Source organism: Streptomyces cyaneochromogenes (assembly GCF_003963535.1).
Taxonomy (GTDB): domain Bacteria; phylum Actinomycetota; class Actinomycetes; order Streptomycetales; family Streptomycetaceae; genus Streptomyces; species Streptomyces shaanxiensis.
Genome location: NZ_CP034539.1, coordinates 5566112 through 5583776 on the forward strand (window position 1 = coordinate 5566112; position 17665 = coordinate 5583776).

General features: G+C 72.6%; 18 protein-coding genes. 12 read left to right on the top strand and 6 right to left on the bottom strand.

Translation table 11 applies throughout. The annotated features are described in order from the left end of the window. Positions 1 to 30 precede the first annotated feature (30 nt). Together EJ357_RS25300 and kynU are read left to right on the top strand one after the other, a co-directional pair. Complete coding sequence (locus EJ357_RS25300; protein ID WP_126393888.1) at positions 31 to 903, top strand: tryptophan 2,3-dioxygenase family protein; 873 nt, start codon at positions 31 to 33, stop codon at positions 901 to 903. Further along, positions 896 to 2146: a kynureninase gene (gene kynU, locus EJ357_RS25305; protein WP_126393889.1), complete on the top strand. Its 1251-nt coding sequence runs from the start codon at positions 896 to 898 to the stop codon at positions 2144 to 2146. Before EJ357_RS25300 ends, kynU begins: the two co-directional genes overlap by 8 nt. A 21-nt stretch (positions 2147 to 2167) precedes the next feature. On the opposite strand, the gene EJ357_RS25310 is transcribed toward kynU, so the two are convergent. Next, complete coding sequence (locus tag EJ357_RS25310) at positions 2168 to 2770, bottom strand: TetR/AcrR family transcriptional regulator (protein ID WP_126393890.1); 603 nt, start codon at positions 2768 to 2770, stop codon at positions 2168 to 2170. A gap of 223 nt (positions 2771 to 2993) precedes the next feature. Here EJ357_RS25310 and EJ357_RS25315 point away from each other — a divergent pair, with 223 nt between their 5' ends. From EJ357_RS25315 to EJ357_RS25355, 9 genes are all read left to right on the top strand, one after another. Beyond that, on the top strand, positions 2994 to 3902 hold the full coding sequence (locus EJ357_RS25315) for an alpha/beta hydrolase family protein (protein ID WP_126393891.1): 909 nt from the start codon (positions 2994 to 2996) through the stop codon (positions 3900 to 3902). Positions 3903 to 4086: 184 nt separating this feature from the next. Continuing rightward, positions 4087 to 5220 (top strand): alpha/beta hydrolase, encoded by a 1134-nt coding sequence (locus EJ357_RS25320; RefSeq protein ID WP_126393892.1) that lies wholly within the window; start codon positions 4087 to 4089, stop codon positions 5218 to 5220. Positions 5221 to 5224: 4 nt separating this feature from the next. Then, positions 5225 to 6460, top strand: a complete 1236-nt coding sequence (locus EJ357_RS25325) for an acyltransferase family protein (protein ID WP_228472593.1) — start codon at positions 5225 to 5227, stop codon at positions 6458 to 6460. Positions 6461 to 6470: 10 nt separating this feature from the next. After that, positions 6471 to 7898 carry a sensor histidine kinase gene (locus tag EJ357_RS25330; RefSeq protein WP_228472594.1) on the top strand — a complete coding sequence of 476 codons (1428 nt, stop codon included), beginning with the start codon at positions 6471 to 6473 and terminating at the stop codon, positions 7896 to 7898. Further along, positions 7895 to 8569 (top strand): response regulator, encoded by a 675-nt coding sequence (locus tag EJ357_RS25335; protein ID WP_126393895.1) that lies wholly within the window; start codon positions 7895 to 7897, stop codon positions 8567 to 8569. Before EJ357_RS25330 ends, EJ357_RS25335 begins: the two co-directional genes overlap by 4 nt. Before the next feature lie 216 nt (positions 8570 to 8785). Further along, a complete protein-coding gene (locus tag EJ357_RS25340) occupies positions 8786 to 10126 on the top strand; it encodes a sensor histidine kinase (RefSeq protein ID WP_228472595.1) in 1341 nt (446 codons plus the stop codon). Beyond that, on the top strand, positions 10123 to 10788 hold the full coding sequence (locus EJ357_RS25345) for a response regulator (protein WP_126393896.1): 666 nt from the start codon (positions 10123 to 10125) through the stop codon (positions 10786 to 10788). Before EJ357_RS25340 ends, EJ357_RS25345 begins: the two co-directional genes overlap by 4 nt. Positions 10789 to 10830: 42 nt before the next feature. Then, entirely contained in the window at positions 10831 to 11265 is a 435-nt protein-coding gene (locus EJ357_RS25350) for a VOC family protein (protein ID WP_126393897.1), read from the top strand. A gap of 85 nt (positions 11266 to 11350) precedes the next feature. Continuing rightward, entirely contained in the window at positions 11351 to 12568 is a 1218-nt protein-coding gene (locus tag EJ357_RS25355) for a cytochrome P450 (protein ID WP_126393898.1), read from the top strand. On the opposite strand, the gene EJ357_RS25360 is transcribed toward EJ357_RS25355, so the two are convergent. From EJ357_RS25360 to EJ357_RS25370, 3 genes are all read right to left on the bottom strand, one after another. Continuing rightward, a complete protein-coding gene (locus EJ357_RS25360) occupies positions 12551 to 12844 on the bottom strand; it encodes a hypothetical protein (RefSeq protein WP_126393899.1) in 294 nt (97 codons plus the stop codon). The genes EJ357_RS25355 and EJ357_RS25360 overlap by 18 nt on opposite strands. A 122-nt stretch (positions 12845 to 12966) precedes the next feature. Further along, on the bottom strand, positions 12967 to 14577 hold the full coding sequence (locus EJ357_RS25365) for an ABC transporter permease (RefSeq protein WP_126393900.1): 1611 nt from the start codon (positions 14575 to 14577) through the stop codon (positions 12967 to 12969). Beyond that, positions 14574 to 15509 (bottom strand): ABC transporter ATP-binding protein, encoded by a 936-nt coding sequence (locus EJ357_RS25370; protein ID WP_126393901.1) that lies wholly within the window; start codon positions 15507 to 15509, stop codon positions 14574 to 14576. The genes EJ357_RS25365 and EJ357_RS25370 overlap by 4 nt, the downstream gene beginning before the upstream one ends. 73 nt (positions 15510 to 15582) lie before the next feature. Here EJ357_RS25370 and EJ357_RS25375 point away from each other — a divergent pair, with 73 nt between their 5' ends. Further along, on the top strand, positions 15583 to 16080 hold the full coding sequence (locus EJ357_RS25375; RefSeq protein ID WP_126393902.1) for a GbsR/MarR family transcriptional regulator: 498 nt from the start codon (positions 15583 to 15585) through the stop codon (positions 16078 to 16080). Positions 16081 to 16119: 39 nt separating this feature from the next. On the opposite strand, the gene EJ357_RS25380 is transcribed toward EJ357_RS25375, so the two are convergent. Together EJ357_RS25380 and EJ357_RS25385 are read right to left on the bottom strand one after the other, a co-directional pair. Continuing rightward, positions 16120 to 16533, bottom strand: coding sequence for a DUF6086 family protein (locus EJ357_RS25380; RefSeq protein WP_126393903.1), 414 nt, complete (start codon positions 16531 to 16533; stop codon positions 16120 to 16122). A gap of 69 nt (positions 16534 to 16602) precedes the next feature. Then, a complete protein-coding gene (locus EJ357_RS25385) occupies positions 16603 to 17499 on the bottom strand; it encodes a diacylglycerol kinase family protein (protein ID WP_126393904.1) in 897 nt (298 codons plus the stop codon). Positions 17500 to 17665 lie beyond the last annotated feature (166 nt).

A 17665-nucleotide genomic window follows, 5' to 3' on the forward strand; every position in this document is an offset into this window, starting at 1 on the left:
CCGCTACCCGGAGTTACACAGGAGACAGCAATGTCCCAGCAGGCTCACCCACGCGTGGAGACGTCAGGGGAGACGTCCGCGGAGACGCACGAGCCCGAGACCCCGCATCTCGACTTCGCCGGCACGACGCCCTACGAGGACTACGTCAAGGCGGACGTGCTCACCCACCTCCAGCACACCCTCTCCGACGACCCCGGAGAGATGGTCTTCCTGGTCACGACCCAGGTGATGGAGCTGTGGTTCACGGTCATCGTCCACGAGTGGGAGACGGCGGCGCACGCCCTGCGCGAGGACCGTCCGGGCGTGGCGATCGACGCCCTGAAGCGTTCCGTACGGGAGCTGGAGGCCCTCAACGCCTCCTGGAAGCCGCTCGGCCAGCTCACGCCGGCCCAGTTCAACGCGTACCGCAGCGCCCTCGGCGAGGGCTCCGGCTTCCAGTCGGCGATGTACCGCCGGATGGAGTTCCTGCTCGCCGAGAAGTCCGCGTCCATGCTGGTCCCGCACCGCGGCGCACCGCGCGTCCACGCGGAACTGGAGAAGGCGCTGCACGAGCCGAGCCTGTACGACGAGGTGCTGCGGTTCCTGGCCCGGCGCGGCTGCGACATCCCCGAGGCCGTCCTCAAGCGCGACGTCTCGCAGCGGTACGTACCGTCCGACGAGGTCGAGGCCGCCTGGACCGCGATCTACGCGGGCGACCAGAACTCCGAGCTCACCCGCCTCGGCGAGGCGCTGACCGACGTCGCGGAGCTGGTGTGGCGCTGGCGCAACGACCACCTGGTCGCCACCCGGCGCGCGATGGGCGCCAAGGCCGGCACCGGCGGTTCGGCCGGGGTGGCCTGGCTGGAGAAGCGGGCGCGGAAGAACGTCTTCCCGGAGCTGTGGACGGCGAGGTCCCATGTCTGAGCTCATGGCGAGGGCGGGCGCGCTGGACGCCGCCGACGAACTGGCCGGGGCCCGCAAGCAGTTCGTACTCGATACTGTGTCCGATCATGCGGCTGACGCCGCGGGTGTCTACCTCGACGGCAACTCGCTCGGCGCCCTGCCCGCGAACGTCCCGGCCCACGTCGAGGACGTCGTACGGCGGCAGTGGGGCGAGCTGCGGATCCGGTCCTGGGACGAGAGCGGCTGGTGGACCGCGCCCGAGCGGATCGGCGACCGGATCGCCCCGCTGGTCGGGGCGGCGCCGGGGCAGATCGTCGTGGGCGACTCGACAAGTGTCAATGTCTTCAAGGCAGTTGTGGCCGCCGTACGGATGGCTGAGTCCGCCGGTACCGGCCGCGACGAGATCCTCGTCGACGCGACGACCTTCCCCACCGACGGATACATCGCCGAGTCGGCGGCCCGGATGACCGGCCGTACACTGCGGCCGGTGACGCCGGCCGAAGTGCCGGGGGCGCTGAGCGACCGTACGGCCGCCGTCCTGCTGAACCACGTCGACTACCGCACGGGACGGCTGCACGATCTGCCGTCCCTGACCGCCGCCGTGCACGCGGCGGGCGCGCTCGCCGTCTGGGACCTGTGCCACAGCGCGGGCGCGCTGCCGGTCGGGCTCGACGAGCACGGGGTCGACCTGGCCGTCGGCTGCACCTACAAGTACCTGAACGGCGGCCCGGGTTCACCGGCGTACCTCTACGTACGCCGCGATCTCCAGGACCGCTTCGACTCCCCGCTGCCCGGCTGGAACTCGCACACCGAGCCCTTCGGGATGCGCCCCGCCTACGAACCCGCCTCCGGCGCCCCGCGCGGCCGCGTCGGCACGCCCGACATCCTCTCCATGCTCGCCCTGGAGGCGGCCCTGGAGGTCTGGGACGGTGTGTCGATCGACGCGGTGCGGGCGAAGTCCCTCGCGCTGACGGACTTCTTCCTGGAGTGCGTCGGGGCGTATGTGGGGGAGGGGCGCGTGGAGTCGTTGACGCCGGTGGCCCATGCGGAGCGCGGCAGCCAGGTGGCGTTGCGGTGCGAGGGGGCCGGGGAGGTCATGAAGCGGCTCATCGAGCGAGGGGTCGTGGGCGACTTCCGGCATCCGGATGTGCTGCGGTTCGGTTTCACGCCGTTGTACGTGGGGTTCGCGGATGCGGAGCGGGCGGCGCGGGTGCTGGGGGAGGTGCTGACCGGGGAGGTGCTGTCGGGGGAGGCTCCGTGCTGACCTCGCCGCCCAGGTCGCTTTCTAGGTGACGTAGACCCCCGCCACGGCAGCCGCGTGCGCGGCCCGCGCGGCGCGCTCCGCGGCGGGGGCGTCCGGGATCACCCCGGTCGTCAGCAACTGGTAGTAGAGGGGTGCCGACACCGCCCGTACGACCGCCTCCGCATCCGTGCCGACGGGCAACTCGCCTCTGGCGACACCCTGTTCCACGCACGGCGCCCACTCCGCCACCCGCACCTCGTAGAACCGCCGAAGCGCGCCCGCCGTACGTTCGTCGCACGTCGCCGCGGCGATGACGGCACGGAACAGCGCGCCCTGCCGGGGATCCGCCAGAGTCCGCCGCACGAGCGCCGCGTTGGCCCGCAGATCCCCCAGCACGGACCCGGACTCCTCGCGCGGCGACGACTGCTCGGCCATGTCGGCGAGCAGGTCGGCCACCAGTCCCGTCACCGAGCCCCACCGCCGGTAGACGGTCGTCTTGCCGACCTCCGCGCGGCGGGCGACGTCCGCGAGGTCGAGGCCGTCGAACCCCTGCTCCGCCAGCACGTCCCCGGCCGCCCGCAGCACGGCCGCACGGACACGCGCGGTGCGCCCTCCGGGACGTACGGTGCCGGGTTCGGCGGGCATATCGGCCTCCTTGTGCGCATACGATCTGCGGTGCGATCGCCGGTGCGATCCGCGCTTCCAGCGTAACGAAACAGCAGAACCGTTTAACCCTCACCGAGCGTGACATCCGCGTGTCGACGCATGTCACCCGCCTGGTACCGTCCCCGCCAACGGCCGAATCCCCACTCTGGTCCGCCGATCCCCGCCACCGTCCAAATCCCCTACGTCGCTGAGAGGTTGGAGCATGCCGGACAACGTCGCAGCAGCCCGGGCCGCCGCAGAAGAGGAGTCGGCCTTCTCGCACCCGCCCGTCGACCCCGACGCCATCGCCACGTACGGCGACCATCCCGACCAGGTGATCGACTTCTACGCGCCACGCGGCGAGGCCGGTCCGGGCGGCCCGGCACCACTGGTCGTCCTGCTGCACGGAGGGGCGTGGCGGGCGCCGTACGACCGACGGCATGTCACGCCGTTCGCGGACTTCCTGGCGCGGCGGGGGTTTGCCGTGGCCAATGTGGAGTATCGGCGGGGTGCGGAGGCCGCGGACGGGGTGGAGGCTGGTGGGCACGGTACGGAGCAGGTGGGTGCGGTCGCCGGTCGCTGGCCGGAGACCTTCGACGACGTCGCCGCCGCGCTGGACGCGCTGCCCGCGCTGGTACGGGAGGTGCTCCCGCAGGCCGATCCGCGCCGGACCGTGCTCACCGGCCACTCGGCCGGCGGCCACCTGGCGCTGTGGGCCGCGGCCCGCCATGTCCTCCCCGCGGACGCGCCCTGGCGCGTCGATCGTCCCGCGCCCCTGCGGGGTGTGGTCGCCCTGGCGCCGATCGCCGACTTCACGGTCGCCGACAAACTGGACGTGTGCGGGGGTGCCGCGCGGCAACTCCTGGGCGGGGCCGAGGAGTTCGCCGAGCGCCGGCCCTACGCCGACCCGGCCCTCCTGCTCCCGACCGGCATCGCGACGACCCTCGTCCAGGGCCGCACGGACGATGTCGTTCCGCACGCCGTCGCCGAGTCGTACGCGGACGCGGCGGCGAAGGCGGGGGAGGTCGTCGGACTGACGCTGCTGGAGGACGTCGGGCACTTTCCGCTGATCGATCCGGCGGCGGACGCGTGTGCGGTGGTGGTGGAGGAGATCGCGCAGTTGGCGTGGTGAGCCGCCCCTGCGTGCCCTCCCCTACCTGTCCTGGCCCTACCTACCCCTGTCCCTCTGATACCCGTAATACCTGAGAGCTACGTCGCAGGTGAGCTCCCTGGCGTGACGCGGACGACGAGTCCGGATCCGTAATTTCCCCACCAGACAAGCCCGATGGCCGGGCGGACTGGAAGGGACGACGACCATGGGGCGTACGACGGGGGCGGCCGAGGCGAGCGTGTCGGCCGAAGCGAGCGCGCCGGCCGAGGCGCGGGACCGGCGGGTGGCACAGGACCCGCGGGCGGCGCACGGGCCGGGCGAACAACCGAGGAAGATCCGCGCACGTAAGTCCCCGCGCACCCACGGCTGGCGCCGAGCCCTCCTCGCCGCACTCGTCACCGGCGCCGTGGTCCTCCCGCTGTCCGGCGCCGCGCGCCCCGAGATACCCGCCCCGGCCCCGGCCGCCGTCGCCGCTCCGGTGACGGCGGCGACGCTGGACCAGGCGTACGCGGCCAACCGTGCCAACGCCGCCGAGGCGTCCCGCATGGCCGAGGCCCACGGCAACCGTGAACGGGCCGCAGCGGACCGTGCGATGGCCGACCCGTCCCGCCACTTCCTCAGCTTCGACGGCCGCGGCCCCGGCCTCGCGACGGAGGTCTTCGGCGACCTGGCCCACGCCGACCGCGTCGCGGTCCTGGTCCCGGGCTCCGACACGTCCATCGACACCTACGACCGCTTCCGCGACGGCGCCCGCGCCCTGCACGAACGGCTCACCCGGGAAGCCCCACAGGGCACCCGCACCGCGGTCGTGGCCTGGCTCGGCTACGAAACCCCGGCCACGGTCAGCACCACGGTGGCGACGGCGGGCCGAGCGGAGGAAGCGGCCCCGCAACTGCGGGAATTCATAAGGCAGTTGGGTGCGCTCACGGACAACGAGACGACCGGCGCGGGCCACCGCAAGCCCCACATATCCCTCCTCTGCCACTCCTACGGCTCGGTGGTCTGCGGCCGCGCGGCCTCCCACCTGGACGTGGACGACATCGCGCTGGTCGGCAGCCCCGGCACCGGCGCGGACACCGCCGCGGGCCTGCGCACACCGGCGCGCGTCTGGGCGGCGCGCGGCGGTGACGACTGGGTCGCGGAGGTCCCGCACATCGAGCTCGACCTGCTCGGCACCACCGTCGGCTTCGGTACCGACCCGGTGTCCCCGTCGTTCGGCGCCCGGGTCTTCGCTGCGGGCGACGGCGGCCACAGCGACTACTTCAGGCCGGGCTCGACGTCCCTGGCCAACCTGACCCGCATCGTCCTGGGCGAGACCTCGGAGGTGACTCATGGCTGAGCCGATGTCTGTGTCTGTCCCTGCGGGACGCCTGCGCGGGGCATGGAAGGGCATACGGGAGGGCGCCGCCCGTGTCGATGCCGCCACCCCCGCCGAGCGGGACCGTGCGGTCGACGCCCTGCGTGCCTTCGCCATCCTCGGCGTGGTCCTCGGCCACAGGCTGGTCACGGCCCTGGTGGCGGACGGCGACGGAGTGGGCCTGCACACGGCGAGCCCGCTGCGGCACATGCCCTGGCTGGCCCCGATCTCCTGGATCTTCCAGACGCTCGCGGTGTTCTTCCTGGTCGGCGGCCATGTGGCAACGCGCGGCTACGCGTCGGCCCGAGCGCGCGGCACGACGTACGGACAGTGGCTGAGGTCCCGTCTGTCCCGCCTGTTCAGACCGGTGGCGGCCGTCCTCACCCTGTGGACGGTGGCGTCGGTCCTGCTGCTCGTCTCAGGCACGGACACCGCCACGATCCACACGCTGCTCAAACTGGCCCTGTCCCCGCTGTGGTTCCTGCTGGTCTTCGCGGCACTGACGGCGGCGACACCACTCCTGCGGCGCCTGCACCCCCTCTGGCCCTTGGCCGTCGTCCTCCATGTGGATCTCCTCCGCTTCGGATTCGGCGCCCCCGACTGGCTCGGCTGGGTGAACGTGGCGGCCGGCTGGCTGGTGCCGTACACCCTGGGCGCGGCCTGGACCCGGGGCGAGCTGGAGCGTCGTCGGGCGGGCTGGATCCTGCTGGCGGGCGGCGCGGTCTCGACGGCCGCGCTGGTCGCCTGGGCGGGCTACCCGGCGTCGATGGTCGGCGTCCCGGGTGCCGGAATCTCCAACCTCAACCCACCGACGCTGGCCGCGGTCACCTTCGGCCTGGCCCAGTGCGGGTCGGCCCTGCTGCTGCGGAAGCCACTGCGCCGCGCGATGCGGCGTCCCTTGGCCTGGGCGGGCGTGGCCGTCGTCAACCTCTCCGCGATGACGATCTTCCTCTGGCACCAGACGGCCCTGATGGCGACCACGGCCATGCTCCTGCCGACCGGTCACCTCCCCGGCTTGCACACCGTCCCCGATCACCTCGGCTGGGTGGCGGCCCGCCTGGCCTGGCTCCCGGTCTTCGCGCCGGCTCTCGCGGTCTGCTGGGCGGCCTTTCGCGACTACGAGCAGGGCGGCAGGAGCGGACGCGGGCGGGGCCGATCGCGGATCGTCCGGGCGCACCGCCCGTCGGATCGGGCAGCGGCGACAGGCGTCCGGCGTGCCTAAGGTGGACGGCGTGACGGAAACGGGGACCCAGCGCCCGCTCGTGGGCCGAGTGCGGCGCTGGCTGCGGGTGTTGCGCGACGATCTGTGGACCGTCCGGGCGGATCCGCTGCCCCCGTCCACGTGGCTGCGCTGGCTGCCGCACGGTGTGCTGTGCCTGGTCGCGTTCGGCGTCACCGTGGGGGCTGTGGCGCAGCTCAACGACAACGGCGGGGCGGGCCTTCAGGTCGCCTTCGCGATCGGGCTCGCGCAGGGCGGCGCGGTGGTCCTCGCGTTGTGGCGGCCGGTACCCGGGTGGTGGCTCTCGATGGGGGCCATGGTGGCGGGTGCCGTCGAGGTGCGCCGCCACCTGCTGGCCGGTGTCGTGCACGACTTCACCTGGCCCTGGACCTCGGCCGGGATCATCGGGCAGATGGCCGTGCTGCTGCTGCTCTCCCTGAGGGTGCGCACCCGGGTGTCGGTCGCGACGCTGGCCCTGACCGTGCTCGTCACCTACATCATCCAAGGGCTGTGGGGCGCGGGCGGCTACGTGCCCACCGGGGTGCTCGCGACCATCCTGTCCGCGGTCGTCGTGGTCCTCGGCGTCGCCCTGCGCGGCCGTCGCGAGGCCCGCGCGGAACTCGTCGAACAGACCACGCTCACCGCCGAGGAGCGCGCCCGGCGCACTCTGCTGGAAGAGCGCAGCCGCATCGCGCGCGAGCTGCACGACGTGGTCGCCCACCACATGTCCGTCATCTCGATCCAGGCCCAGGTCGCCCCGCACCTCGTCGAGAACCCGCCCGAGGAGCTGAAGGAGAACCTCGACGGCATCCGACAGAACGCGCTGGAGGCGCTGACCGAGCTGCGCCGGGTGCTCGGCGTCCTGCGCTCGGAGCATCCCGAGGGCGCGGACGCGCTCGACGAGCCCGGCACCGGTGCCGCCCCGCACACCCCGCAGCCCACCCTCGACCGGCTCGACGCGCTCGTCGACAACACCCGCGCCGCGGGCCTGGACGTGGTCGTCGAGGTCAACGGCGAGCGGAAACCGCTGCCGCCCGGCGTCGAGCTGTCGGCGTACCGGATCGTGCAGGAGGCGCTGAGCAACGCCCTGCGCCACGCGCCGGGCGCGACCGCCCGCGTCGGCCTCAGGCACACCCCCTTCGGGCTGAGTGTGCAGGTCGTCAACTCGCGCCCGACGCACCCGGCACCACCGTCGCCCGGCGTCGGCCACGGGCTGCTCGGCATGCGGGAGCGAGTCGCGATGCTCGACGGCTCCATGACGGCGCACCCCTTGCCGGACGGCGGCTTCAAGGTGATGGCGTTCCTCCCGGCGACCCCGGACGCCACAGTCCCGGATGCCGCCGCCGCGGACACCAAAGCCCCGGGCCCCGCAGCCGCGGGCCCCGCAGCCCCGGATGGCGCTGCCCGCACCGCCAACAACCCCAAGAAGGACACCGCATGACGAGCAGCCCCATCCGTGTACTCATCGCCGACGACCAGCAGATGGTCCGGCAGGGATTCACCGTGCTGCTCAACACCAAGCCCGACATCGACGTGATCGGCCAGGCGGTCGACGGCCTGGACGCGGTGGCGCAGGTCGCCGAACTCGCCCCCGACGTCGTCCTGATGGACATCCGCATGCCCGAGCTCGGCGGCATCGAGGCCACACGCCGCATCACCACCGCGACACCGCACATCAAGGTGCTGGTGCTGACCACCTTCGACCTCGACGAGTACGTGTACGAGGCTTTGCGAGCCGGCGCCTCGGGCTTCCTCCTGAAGGACGCCTCCGTGGACCAACTGGCCGAAGCAGTACGGGTGGTGGCGGCCGGCGACGCGCTGCTCGCGCCCGGCATCACCCGCCGGCTGATCTCCGAGTTCTCCCGCCTGGACAACCGGCCCCGCGCCCCGCTCAAGGACCGCGTCGGCGACCTGACCGAACGCGAGACGGAGGTGCTCGCCCTGATCGCCCAGGGCTTGTCGAACGCGGAGATCGCCGAACGCCTCGTCGTGGCCGAGCAGACCGTGAAGACCCACGTGGGCCGCATCCTGGTGAAGCTGGGCCTGCGGGACCGGACACAGGCGGCGGTGTTCGCGTACGAGTCGGGACTGGTCCGGCCCTCCGGATACTGAGGCACGGTCTCCCGGTACAGAGGCACGGTCTCCCGGTACCGAGGCACGGCTTCCCGGTACCGAGGGCACGGCCCCCCGGTACTGAGGGCGGCCGGCGGCCGGCGCGGCCATGCGCGGCGTGACCTGCACGGCTACCCGTAGTACCTGAGAGGGACCTGCGGGAACCCCTCTCACTGGGGACGACCGCGACACCGCCCTGCGCCTACCGTTCTGTACGTGACCGAGACGACTCACATGCAGACGCCGCCACCGGGGGACGGGGCCAAGCCGCGCAGCCCGGAGTATCGGCTGGCCGCGAACGCCCTGCACGGGCTGCGGCAGGACCTGTTCCACGACGCCTTCGCCTACCGTCCGCTGGCCCGCATGCGGGTCGACGGCCCGCTGACCCGGCGGCTCCCCCGCCACCTGCGCGAATACGCGGCCTGGACACCGCACGCGGTGATCTCCACGGCCGCCTTGTTCACGCTGCTCATGGCCGCCGTCGACAACGAGGGCGCGGCCGTGCTGCTCGGTCCGCTCGCCGTGCTCCCGATCCTGCTGACCATGCTCCGGCCGGTCGGAGCGTTCTGGCTGTCGATGGCGGCCACCCCCGTCAGCCAGGTCTTCGGCAGCAGCATGGACGGCTATCCCTGGCTGCCCGCCAGCTTCGCCTGCCATCTGACCGTGCTGACGGTCGTGGCCATACGCACCAGGCCGCGCACGGCCGGGTACATGTGGGCCATCACCGCGGCGTACGCCTTCGTGGTGGACGTGGTCTTCGGCCCGGGTTACTACTACCCCGACGACACCGCCCCCATGGTGGTCTTCTCCGCGCTGATCCTGCTCGTCGTCGCCGTCTGGCACACCCGCAAGGAGGCCAGGCAGGAGGTCACCGCCCAGCAGAACGTGACCGCGCAGGAGCGTTCCCGGCGCGCCCTGCTGGAGGAGCGCACGACGATCGCCCGCGAGTTGCACGACGTGGTGGCCCACCACATGTCGGTCGTCGCGATCCAGGCGGAGGCCGCTCCCTACCGGGTGGAGAACCCGCCGCCGGAGCTGGAGCGCGCCTTCGCCACCATCCGGGAGAACGCGGTGGCGGCGCTCACCGAACTGCGCCGCGTCCTGGGCGTCGTCCGCGCCGAGGACTACGAGGCCCCGGACGCCCCGCAGCCCACCCTCGCCGACCTGGACGGCCTGCTGGCGAACGTGCGGGACGCGGGGCTGGCCGTCGAGAAGGCGGTGACCGGCGCGGTGCGCGAGCTGCCGCCCGGGGTGGAGCTGTCGGCGTACCGGATCGTGCAGGAGGCGCTGAGCAACAGCCTGCGGCACGCGCCCGGCGCGAGCGCCCGTGTCGAGATCGGCTATGTGCTCGGCGGCCTGGGCCTGCGCATAGTCAACGGCCCGCCGCCCGCGCCCGCCCTTGTAAAACCCTCACCCGGCGCCGGGCACGGCATCACCGGTATGCGGGAGCGCGTCTCCATGCTGAACGGCGAGATGACGGCGGGCCGCACGGATGACGGCGGCTACGAAGTGGCGGTGTTCCTGCCGGTCACCACGATCACAGAGGACGGCTCATGAGCATCCGTGTGCTGATCGCGGACGACCAGATGATGGTGCGCGAGGGCTTCTCGGTCCTGCTGAACGCGATGCCGGACATCGAGGTCGTCGGCGAGGCGGTCAACGGACGCGAGGCGGTGGAGCGGGTCCGCGAGCTCACCCCCGACGTCGTGCTGATGGACATCCGCATGCCGGAGCTGAACGGCATCGAGGCGACCCGGGAGATCGTGGCGGCCGACGGCGCGGCGAAGGTGCTGGTGCTGACCACCTTCGACCTCGACGAGTACGTGTACCAGGCGCTGCGCGCGGGAGCCTCGGGCTTCCTGCTGAAGGACGCCTCGGCGCGCCAGCTCGCCGACGGTGTGCGCGTGGTGGCGGCGGGCGAGGCGCTGCTCGCCCCCTCGGTCACCCGGCGGCTGATCACCGAGTTCTCGAAGCTGTCGGACTCCCCGCGCCTGATGTCCTCCGCCCACGCGGCGTACGGGGAGCTGACCGAGCGCGAGACGGAGGTGCTGGTGCTGATCGCCCAGGGCCTGTCGAACGCGGAGATAGCCGAGCGTCTGGTGGTCGCCGAGTCGACGATCAAGACCCACGTCAGCCGCATCCTGGTGAAGCTGGGCCTGCGGGACCGCACCCAGGCGGCGGTGTTCGCCTACGAGGCCAGGCTGGTCACGCCGGGCTGACAGCCTCACGTGGCGGGACCTCGGTGGACGTACGGTGAGGGCATGGAACAGCGCATCACTCTGATCACGCTGGGAGTCTTGGATCTGGCCCGGTCCAAGGCGTTCTACGAGGCCTTGGGCTGGCGCGGGCAGGAGGTCGAGGAGACCGTGTTCTTCCAGGCGGGCGGCCTGGGGCTGGTTCTGTGGGGCCGGGAGAAGCTGGCGCGGGACTGCGGTCTGCAGCCGGGGCGGGCCGACGGTTTCGGCGGGATCGCCCTCGCGCACAACGTCCGGTCCGAGGCGGAGGTCGACGCGCTCCTCGCGGCGGTGGAACGGGCCGGCGGCACGGTCACCAAGCCGGCCGCCGTCAACGCCATCGGCTTCTACTCCAGTGCCTTCACGGACCCCGACGGCCACGCCTGGGAGGTCGCCCACAACCCCGGGTTCCCGCTCGCCGAGGACGGCTCGGTCACGCTTCCGGACTTCGGCGCGGCCTAGGACGGGGACACGGGGGGCCGGAATCGGGACGGGACAGGCCCTGGACCCCTGGTCAGGGAGGGGGACGGCGTTCTAACGTCCGTGCATGGCAGCTCCTTCCGACCTCGCTTTCGACCCGTGGGACCCGGCGTTCCTGGCCGACCCGTACCCCGCGTACGCCGAGCTGCGTGCCCGGGGCCGGGTGCACTACTTCGAGCCCACGAACCAGTGGCTGGTGCCGTACCACGCGGACGTCTCGGCACTGCTGCGGGAGCGCAGGCTGGGCCGGACGTATCAGCACCGCTTCTCGCACGAGGACTTCGGCCGGACCCCGCCCCCGGCGGAGCACGAGCCGTTCCACGTCCTGAACGACCACGGGATGCTCGACCTGGAGCCGCCGGACCACACGCGGATCCGGCGGCTGGTGTCGAAGGCGTTCACGCCGCGCACGGTGGAGCAGCTGAAGCCGTATGTGCGGGACCTGGCGGGCGAGCTGGTGTCCGGTCTGGTCGAGGCGGGCGGCGGTGACCTGCTGACCGACGTCGCGGAGCCCCTGCCGGTCGCGGTGATCGCCGAGATGCTGGGCATTCCGGAGGCGGACCGGGCGCAGTTGCGGCCCTGGTCGGCGGACATCTGCGGGATGTACGAGCTGAACCCGTCGCAGGAGACGGCGGCCAGGGCGGTCCGTGCCTCGGTCGAGTTCTCGGAGTACCTCCAGGAGCTGATCGCCACCCGCCGCAAGGAGCCCGGTGAGGACCTGATCTCGGGTCTGATCGCGGCGCACGACGAGGGCGACCGCCTCACCGAGCAGGAGATGATCTCCACGGCGGTCCTCCTGCTCAACGCCGGCCACGAGGCCACGGTGAACGCCACGGTCAACGGCTGGTGGGCGCTGTTCCGCAACCCCGACCAGCTGGCCGCCCTGCGCGCCGACCACTCCCTGATCCCGTCCGCGATCGAGGAGCTGATGCGCTACGACACCCCGCTCCAGCTCTTCGAACGCTGGGTCCTGGACGAGATCGAGATCGACGGCACGACGATCCCGCGCGGCGCGGAGATCGCCATGCTCTTCGGCTCCGCCAACCATGACCCGCAGGTCTTCGATGCCCCGGACAGGCTGGACCTCACCCGCAAGGAGAACCCGCACATCTCCTTCAGCGCGGGCATCCACTACTGCATCGGCGCACCGCTGGCCCGCATCGAGCTGGCGGCGTCGATGACGGCGCTGCTGGAGCAGGCACCGACCCTGCGGCCGGCCGCCGAGCCGGAGCGCAAGCCGAACTTCGTGATCCGGGGTCTGGAGGGGCTAGCGGTCGAGGTCTGAGCGGCGGGGGTGCGCGCGGCGCCACCGGCCGGCCAGGACGGCGACGACCGCGCAGGCCAGGGCCGGGAGGGCGGCTCCGGCGACGGTGACGAGGGGCAGTTCGGTGATGAGCACCGTGTAGTCGGTGCCCTCGCCCTCGAAGCCGCCGCCCATGTGGCGCCGGGTGCGGGACGAGGAGGCCCAGGCGTAGGTCGCCACGCCCGCCCCCACCGCCGACAGCACGCATCCGCCGCACGCCAGCGCGTTCCGCCGGTCCCGTGGATCTCCCTGGTCCATGACCGCAGGGACGCGGCAGGCGGCTTCCCGGTTCTGCGCCCGGCCTCCGGCGCCTGCCGACGGCGCTCCACACCCGCCCTCTGGTGCTCGCCCGAGGTTCTCGCACCTCGGCCGAGCCACCGTCACGTCGTCATGTCCCGCCGCCGCAACCCCGCCAACCCGGCGGCCACCAACCCCGCCGCCAGCGCCGGCAACACCAGCACCGGCCCCCACTCCATCCCCCCACCCGGCAACTTCGGCAGATGCCCGAACGGCGACAGATCCAGCACCACCTGGGGCACGTCGAGCGCAGGGCCCACCCAGCCGAGCAGCAGCACCGCCCCGGCCACCCCCCACGCCCCCACCGCGGCCCGCGGCAGCACCCCGTACAGCAGCACCGCCAGCCCCCCGACGACCCACACCGCCGGGAGCTGGACCAGGCAGGCGCCCAGGATCGGGCCGACCTCCTTGCCGTAGCCGACGGCGAAGCCCAGGCCGGCGAGGAGCATGATCAGGCCGGCGCCGGCGAAGGCGATCACCAGATGGCCGCAGGCCCACCGCAGGCGGCTCACCGCGCCCGCCAGGATCGGCTCGGCCCGCATCGAGGTCTCCTCGCCGTGCAGCCGCAGGACCGAACCCACCACGTACAGCGCGGCGATCAGGCCCAGCATGCCGACCATCGACGCCAGGAACGCGTCCGTCAGCCCCGCCTGGCCGCCCATGCGTTCGAAGATCTCCCGCGCGTTGGCGTTGTCGCCGACCAGGTCGGCCACCCCGTCGGTCAGCCCGCCATAGACGACCCCGGCGAGGAAGAAGCCGATGCTCCAGCCGAGCACGCTGCCCCGCTGCAGCCGCCAGGCGAGCGCGCCCGCCGTGCCGAGGCGGCCGAGGGCGGGCCCCGGCCGGGTGGGCAGGAAGCTCATCCCCACGTCCCGCCGCCCGGCGAGTCCGTACGCCACCACGCCCTGCAGCAGTGCCGCCGCCGCGAACAGCAGCAGCACCCACCAGCGTTCGTCCGCGAAGGACCGCAGGTTCTCCAGCCAGCCCAGCGGCGACACCCACGTCAGCGCCGACGAACCGTCGTCCGACGCCGAGTCGCCCGCCGCCCGCAGCACGAACGCGGCGCCCAGCAGCCCCGCCGTCAGGCCTCGCGCCAGCCGGGCGCTCTCCGTGAACTGGGCGACGATCGCCGCCAGCGTGGCGAACACCATGCCGACCCCGGCGAGGCCCAGCCCGAAGGCCAGCGCACCGGAGGCGCCCTGTCCGGCCAGTCCGGCCGTCACCAGCAGGGCCAGCACGGCGTTCGCGACGGCGGCCGTCAGCAGCGCGGCCGTCAGCGAGGCCCGGCGACCCACCATCCCGGACGCCACCAGCTCGTGGCGGCCGCTCTCCTCCTCGTCCCGGGTGTGCCGGATGACGAGGAGCAGGCTGACCACGGCCGCGAGGGCGCCCGCGTAGACGCCGACCCGCCAGGCCGTCAGGGCGCCGACCGAGTCGTCGAAGACGGGGCCGATCAGCGCGCGGAAGGAGGCGTTGCCCGCCGTGTCCTTCAGCAGCTCGGCGCGGTCGGCGGGGGAGTCGTACAGGTTCTCCAGGGTGTTCGGCATGGAGAGGATCATGAGCGCGTTCACGCCCACCCAGACCGGGATCATCAGCCGGTCGCGGCGCAGCGCGAAGCGCAACAGCGTTCCGGTGCCCGCCAGTTGGCGCGAGCCTGCCGGACGTACGTCGAAGGCGGTGGCGGCGGCGGTCATCGTGCGGCCACCTGTTCCGGCCCGTCGTCCTGGTAGTGCCGCAGGAACAGTTCCTCCAGCGTCGGCGGCGTCGACGTCAGGGAGCGCACACCGGACTCGCTCAGCGAGCGCAGTACGGCGTCCAGCTTGTCGGTGTCGACCTGGAGGCGGACGCGACGGCCCTGGCCCCTCTCCACCGGCTGAACGGCGAGGTCGTGGACGCCCGGCAGACGGGACAGCCCGTTGGGCGCGCCCGCCAGCTCGGCCGTGACGCTCGTCCGGGTCAGATGGCGCAGGTCGGCGAGCGAACCGGACTCGACCGTACGGCCCTTGCGGATGATGCTGACCCGGTCGCAGAGCTCCTCGACCTCGCTGAGGATGTGCGAGGAGAGCAGGACCGTACGGCCCCTGTCCCGCTCCTCCTCCACGCAGCGCTGGAAGACCTCCTCCATGAGCGGGTCCAGGCCGGAGGTCGGCTCGTCGAGGATCAGCAGGTCCACGTCCGAGGCGAACGCGGCGACCAGGGCGACCTTCTGCCGGTTGCCCTTGGAGTACGTGCGGCCCTTCTTGGTCGGGTCCAGCTCGAACCGGTCGATCAGCTCGGCGCGGCGGTGGGTGTCGAGGCCTCCGCGGAGGCGGCCGTAGAGGTCGATGACCTCGCCGCCGGACAGGTTCCGCCACAGCGTCACGTCCCCCGGCACGTAGGCGATCCGGCGGTGCACCTCCACCGCGTCCGTCCAGGGGTCGCGGCCGAGTACCTGCGCGCCGCCCGAGTCGGCGCGCAGCAGGCCGAGCAGGACGCGGATGGTGGTGGACTTGCCGGAGCCGTTGGGGCCGAGGAAGCCGTGGACCTCGCCGGCCTCGACGTCCAGGTCGAGCCCGTCGAGCGCGTGCGTCCTGCCGAACGACTTGTGCAGTCCGGATACCTCAATGGCGGGGTTGGCCTTCGTCATGCTTCAGAACGTACGCTTCTTTCAGAAATTTGTGAAGTTAAGGAAGCGTATAAAGCCCCGATAGGATGGCGCCATGACGGAAACAGCTGGTGACGGGCGGGACGCGGAGTCCGTGTCGAAGTTCGTGGAGTCCTTCGCGGCCCAGCTCGTCGAGGCCGGGATGCAGCGCATGGCCGCCCGGGTCTTCGCGGCACTCCTCGCCTCCGACAAGGGCGTGCTGACCTCCGCCGAGCTGGGCGAACAGCTGCAGATCAGCCCCGCGGCGGTCTCCGGCGCGGTGCGCTACCTGGCCCAGACGCACATGGTCTCCCGCGAACGGGAGCCCGGCTCACGCCGCGAGCGCTACCGGGTGCACGGTGACCAGTGGTACGAGGCCCTGACCAACCGCGAAGCCGTCCTCAAGCGGTGGGAGAGCGCCCTGCGCGAGGGCGTCACCAGCCTCGGCGCCGACACCCCGGCAGGCCGCCGCCTCGCCGAGACGCTCGCCTTCTTCGAGTTCGTCGAGGGCGAGATCGCGGCCATGATGGAGCGCTGGCGGGTGCACCGGGAGAAGACCTTCGGGCAGGGCTGACCCACGGTCCGCCGCGTGCCCGAGGGCGCGGCGGCAGGATCACACCGGCATACGGCGGGACAGGGCACCGGCCCGCTCACGCAGCGTGGCCCACCAGGCCTCGTGACCGGGCATCGGCACCTGGACGTCCGACCGGCCCTCGTAGCCGGACGGCTCCGGCCACCGCACCTCGACACGGGCGCGCTCGGCGAGGACCAGGACGGATGCGGTGAACCCGCGCGAGAGCGCGTCGATCACATGGTGCGAGTGGCTGTCGTGCCAGCGCAGCAGGGTGTTCACGAACGTCCCGAAGACCGCCGGATCGATCTTGCACTCGTCGTTCTCCATCGGCCCGAACCCCGACGGAACGCCCAGTTCCTCCTCGTACAGGCGCACATACCGCAGGAACAGCCGGGCCGCCCCGTTGGACGGGTTCCACAGGGTCTCGTCCCCGATGTCGAAGTACTGGCTCATCGCGCCCCCCATGATCGACGGCCGGTCAGCGTAGACCGGACCCGCCCCGAGGCGCCCGCGATTTACCGCTCACCGCCCCGGCAGCACCAGCCGCAGCCCGCCCTCCCCCACGGTCCACGTCCGTCTGCGCAGCGGCCCCGACACCGCCGTGTCCGCGCCGTACCGGAAGTGCGCGCCCGACACCGTCACGGTCCGTCCCTCGGCCCGCAGCGGTGAGGCCTCCGCGCCCACGGACACCGGCCGCACCTCCACCGCGGCCACCCCGGCGACCCCCGGCGTCACCGACACCGCCTCCACCGGCTGGTCGAGGTCCACCAGCGTCGCCCCGTCCACCTCGACGCGCAGCCGCGACGGCCCGGAACCGGACCCGGCGGAGGCGGGGCGCGCCGGCACCAGTGTCCGTACGAGCGACTGGCACGTCCGCAGCCACGGCCGCGCGGCACCGGCCCCCGCGCCCGGCCCGCTGGCCGGTCCCGCACCGGCGCCCTCCCGGTCGGCACCCTCCGGCGCGACGGGCTCGCGTACCGGCGGGATGCGCAGCGTGCCCAGCACCACGCCGTCGCTGTCGTCCACGAGCACATCGAGCCGCCGCTCCACGCCCTCCAGCACGGCCCGGGCCGCCGCCACCGCCCCCGTCGGCACCCCGAGGGACCGGGCCAGCGACAGCGCGCCCCCGACCGGCACCACCGACAGCACGCATTCGGCCAGCTCCCGCTGCCGGTGCAGCAGGGTCACCGTCCGCGTCAGTGTCCGGTCGTCGCCGACGACCACCGGCCGGCGCGACCCGCGCCGCGCCAGTGCCCGGGCGAACTCGTCGGGATCCTCCGGCAGGCACACCTTCGTGGCCGCACCCGCGCTGAGCACGTCTTTCGCGATCCTGACGGACTCCCCGTCCATCATCCGAGCGACCGGATCGATCACCACCAGCAGCTGGTCGGACATCGCGAAAGTCGCCACCTCGGCCATGCCTCGCTTCCTCGGGTAGCATCTTTGTGCAAGAGCCCCTTGCGCTATTGCGCCAGGGGCTTCGTCTATTCCGGGGCCATCCGGTCCGACGGTGCGCGGCCAACGACGGTCGCGGCCGGTCGTGGTACACGCGGCGAGACACCTTACGCGTGCACCCCTGACCTTG

Excerpts from the sequence above, each read along its gene's own strand:
- EJ357_RS25325 (WP_228472593.1), top strand. The coding sequence starts at position 5,225 with ATGTCTGTGTCTGTCCCTGCGGGACGCCTGCGCGGGGCATGGAAGGGC.
- EJ357_RS25385 (WP_126393904.1), bottom strand. The coding sequence starts at position 17,499 with ATGGCCGAGGTGGCGACTTTCGCGATGTCCGACCAGCTGCTGGTGGTG.
- kynU (WP_126393889.1), top strand. The coding sequence starts at position 896 with ATGTCTGAGCTCATGGCGAGGGCGGGCGCGCTGGACGCCGCCGACGAA.
- EJ357_RS25370 (WP_126393901.1), bottom strand. The coding sequence starts at position 15,509 with ATGACGAAGGCCAACCCCGCCATTGAGGTATCCGGACTGCACAAGTCG.
- EJ357_RS25310 (WP_126393890.1), bottom strand. The coding sequence starts at position 2,770 with ATGCCCGCCGAACCCGGCACCGTACGTCCCGGAGGGCGCACCGCGCGT.
- EJ357_RS25380 (WP_126393903.1), bottom strand. The coding sequence starts at position 16,533 with ATGAGCCAGTACTTCGACATCGGGGACGAGACCCTGTGGAACCCGTCC.
- EJ357_RS25315 (WP_126393891.1), top strand. The coding sequence starts at position 2,994 with ATGCCGGACAACGTCGCAGCAGCCCGGGCCGCCGCAGAAGAGGAGTCG.
- EJ357_RS25300 (WP_126393888.1), top strand. The coding sequence starts at position 31 with ATGTCCCAGCAGGCTCACCCACGCGTGGAGACGTCAGGGGAGACGTCC.
- EJ357_RS25360 (WP_126393899.1), bottom strand. The coding sequence starts at position 12,844 with ATGGACCAGGGAGATCCACGGGACCGGCGGAACGCGCTGGCGTGCGGC.
- EJ357_RS25375 (WP_126393902.1), top strand. The coding sequence starts at position 15,583 with ATGACGGAAACAGCTGGTGACGGGCGGGACGCGGAGTCCGTGTCGAAG.
- EJ357_RS25335 (WP_126393895.1), top strand. The coding sequence starts at position 7,895 with ATGACGAGCAGCCCCATCCGTGTACTCATCGCCGACGACCAGCAGATG.
- EJ357_RS25350 (WP_126393897.1), top strand. The coding sequence starts at position 10,831 with ATGGAACAGCGCATCACTCTGATCACGCTGGGAGTCTTGGATCTGGCC.
- EJ357_RS25365 (WP_126393900.1), bottom strand. The coding sequence starts at position 14,577 with ATGACCGCCGCCGCCACCGCCTTCGACGTACGTCCGGCAGGCTCGCGC.
- EJ357_RS25355 (WP_126393898.1), top strand. The coding sequence starts at position 11,351 with ATGGCAGCTCCTTCCGACCTCGCTTTCGACCCGTGGGACCCGGCGTTC.
- EJ357_RS25320 (WP_126393892.1), top strand. The coding sequence starts at position 4,087 with ATGGGGCGTACGACGGGGGCGGCCGAGGCGAGCGTGTCGGCCGAAGCG.
- EJ357_RS25345 (WP_126393896.1), top strand. The coding sequence starts at position 10,123 with ATGAGCATCCGTGTGCTGATCGCGGACGACCAGATGATGGTGCGCGAG.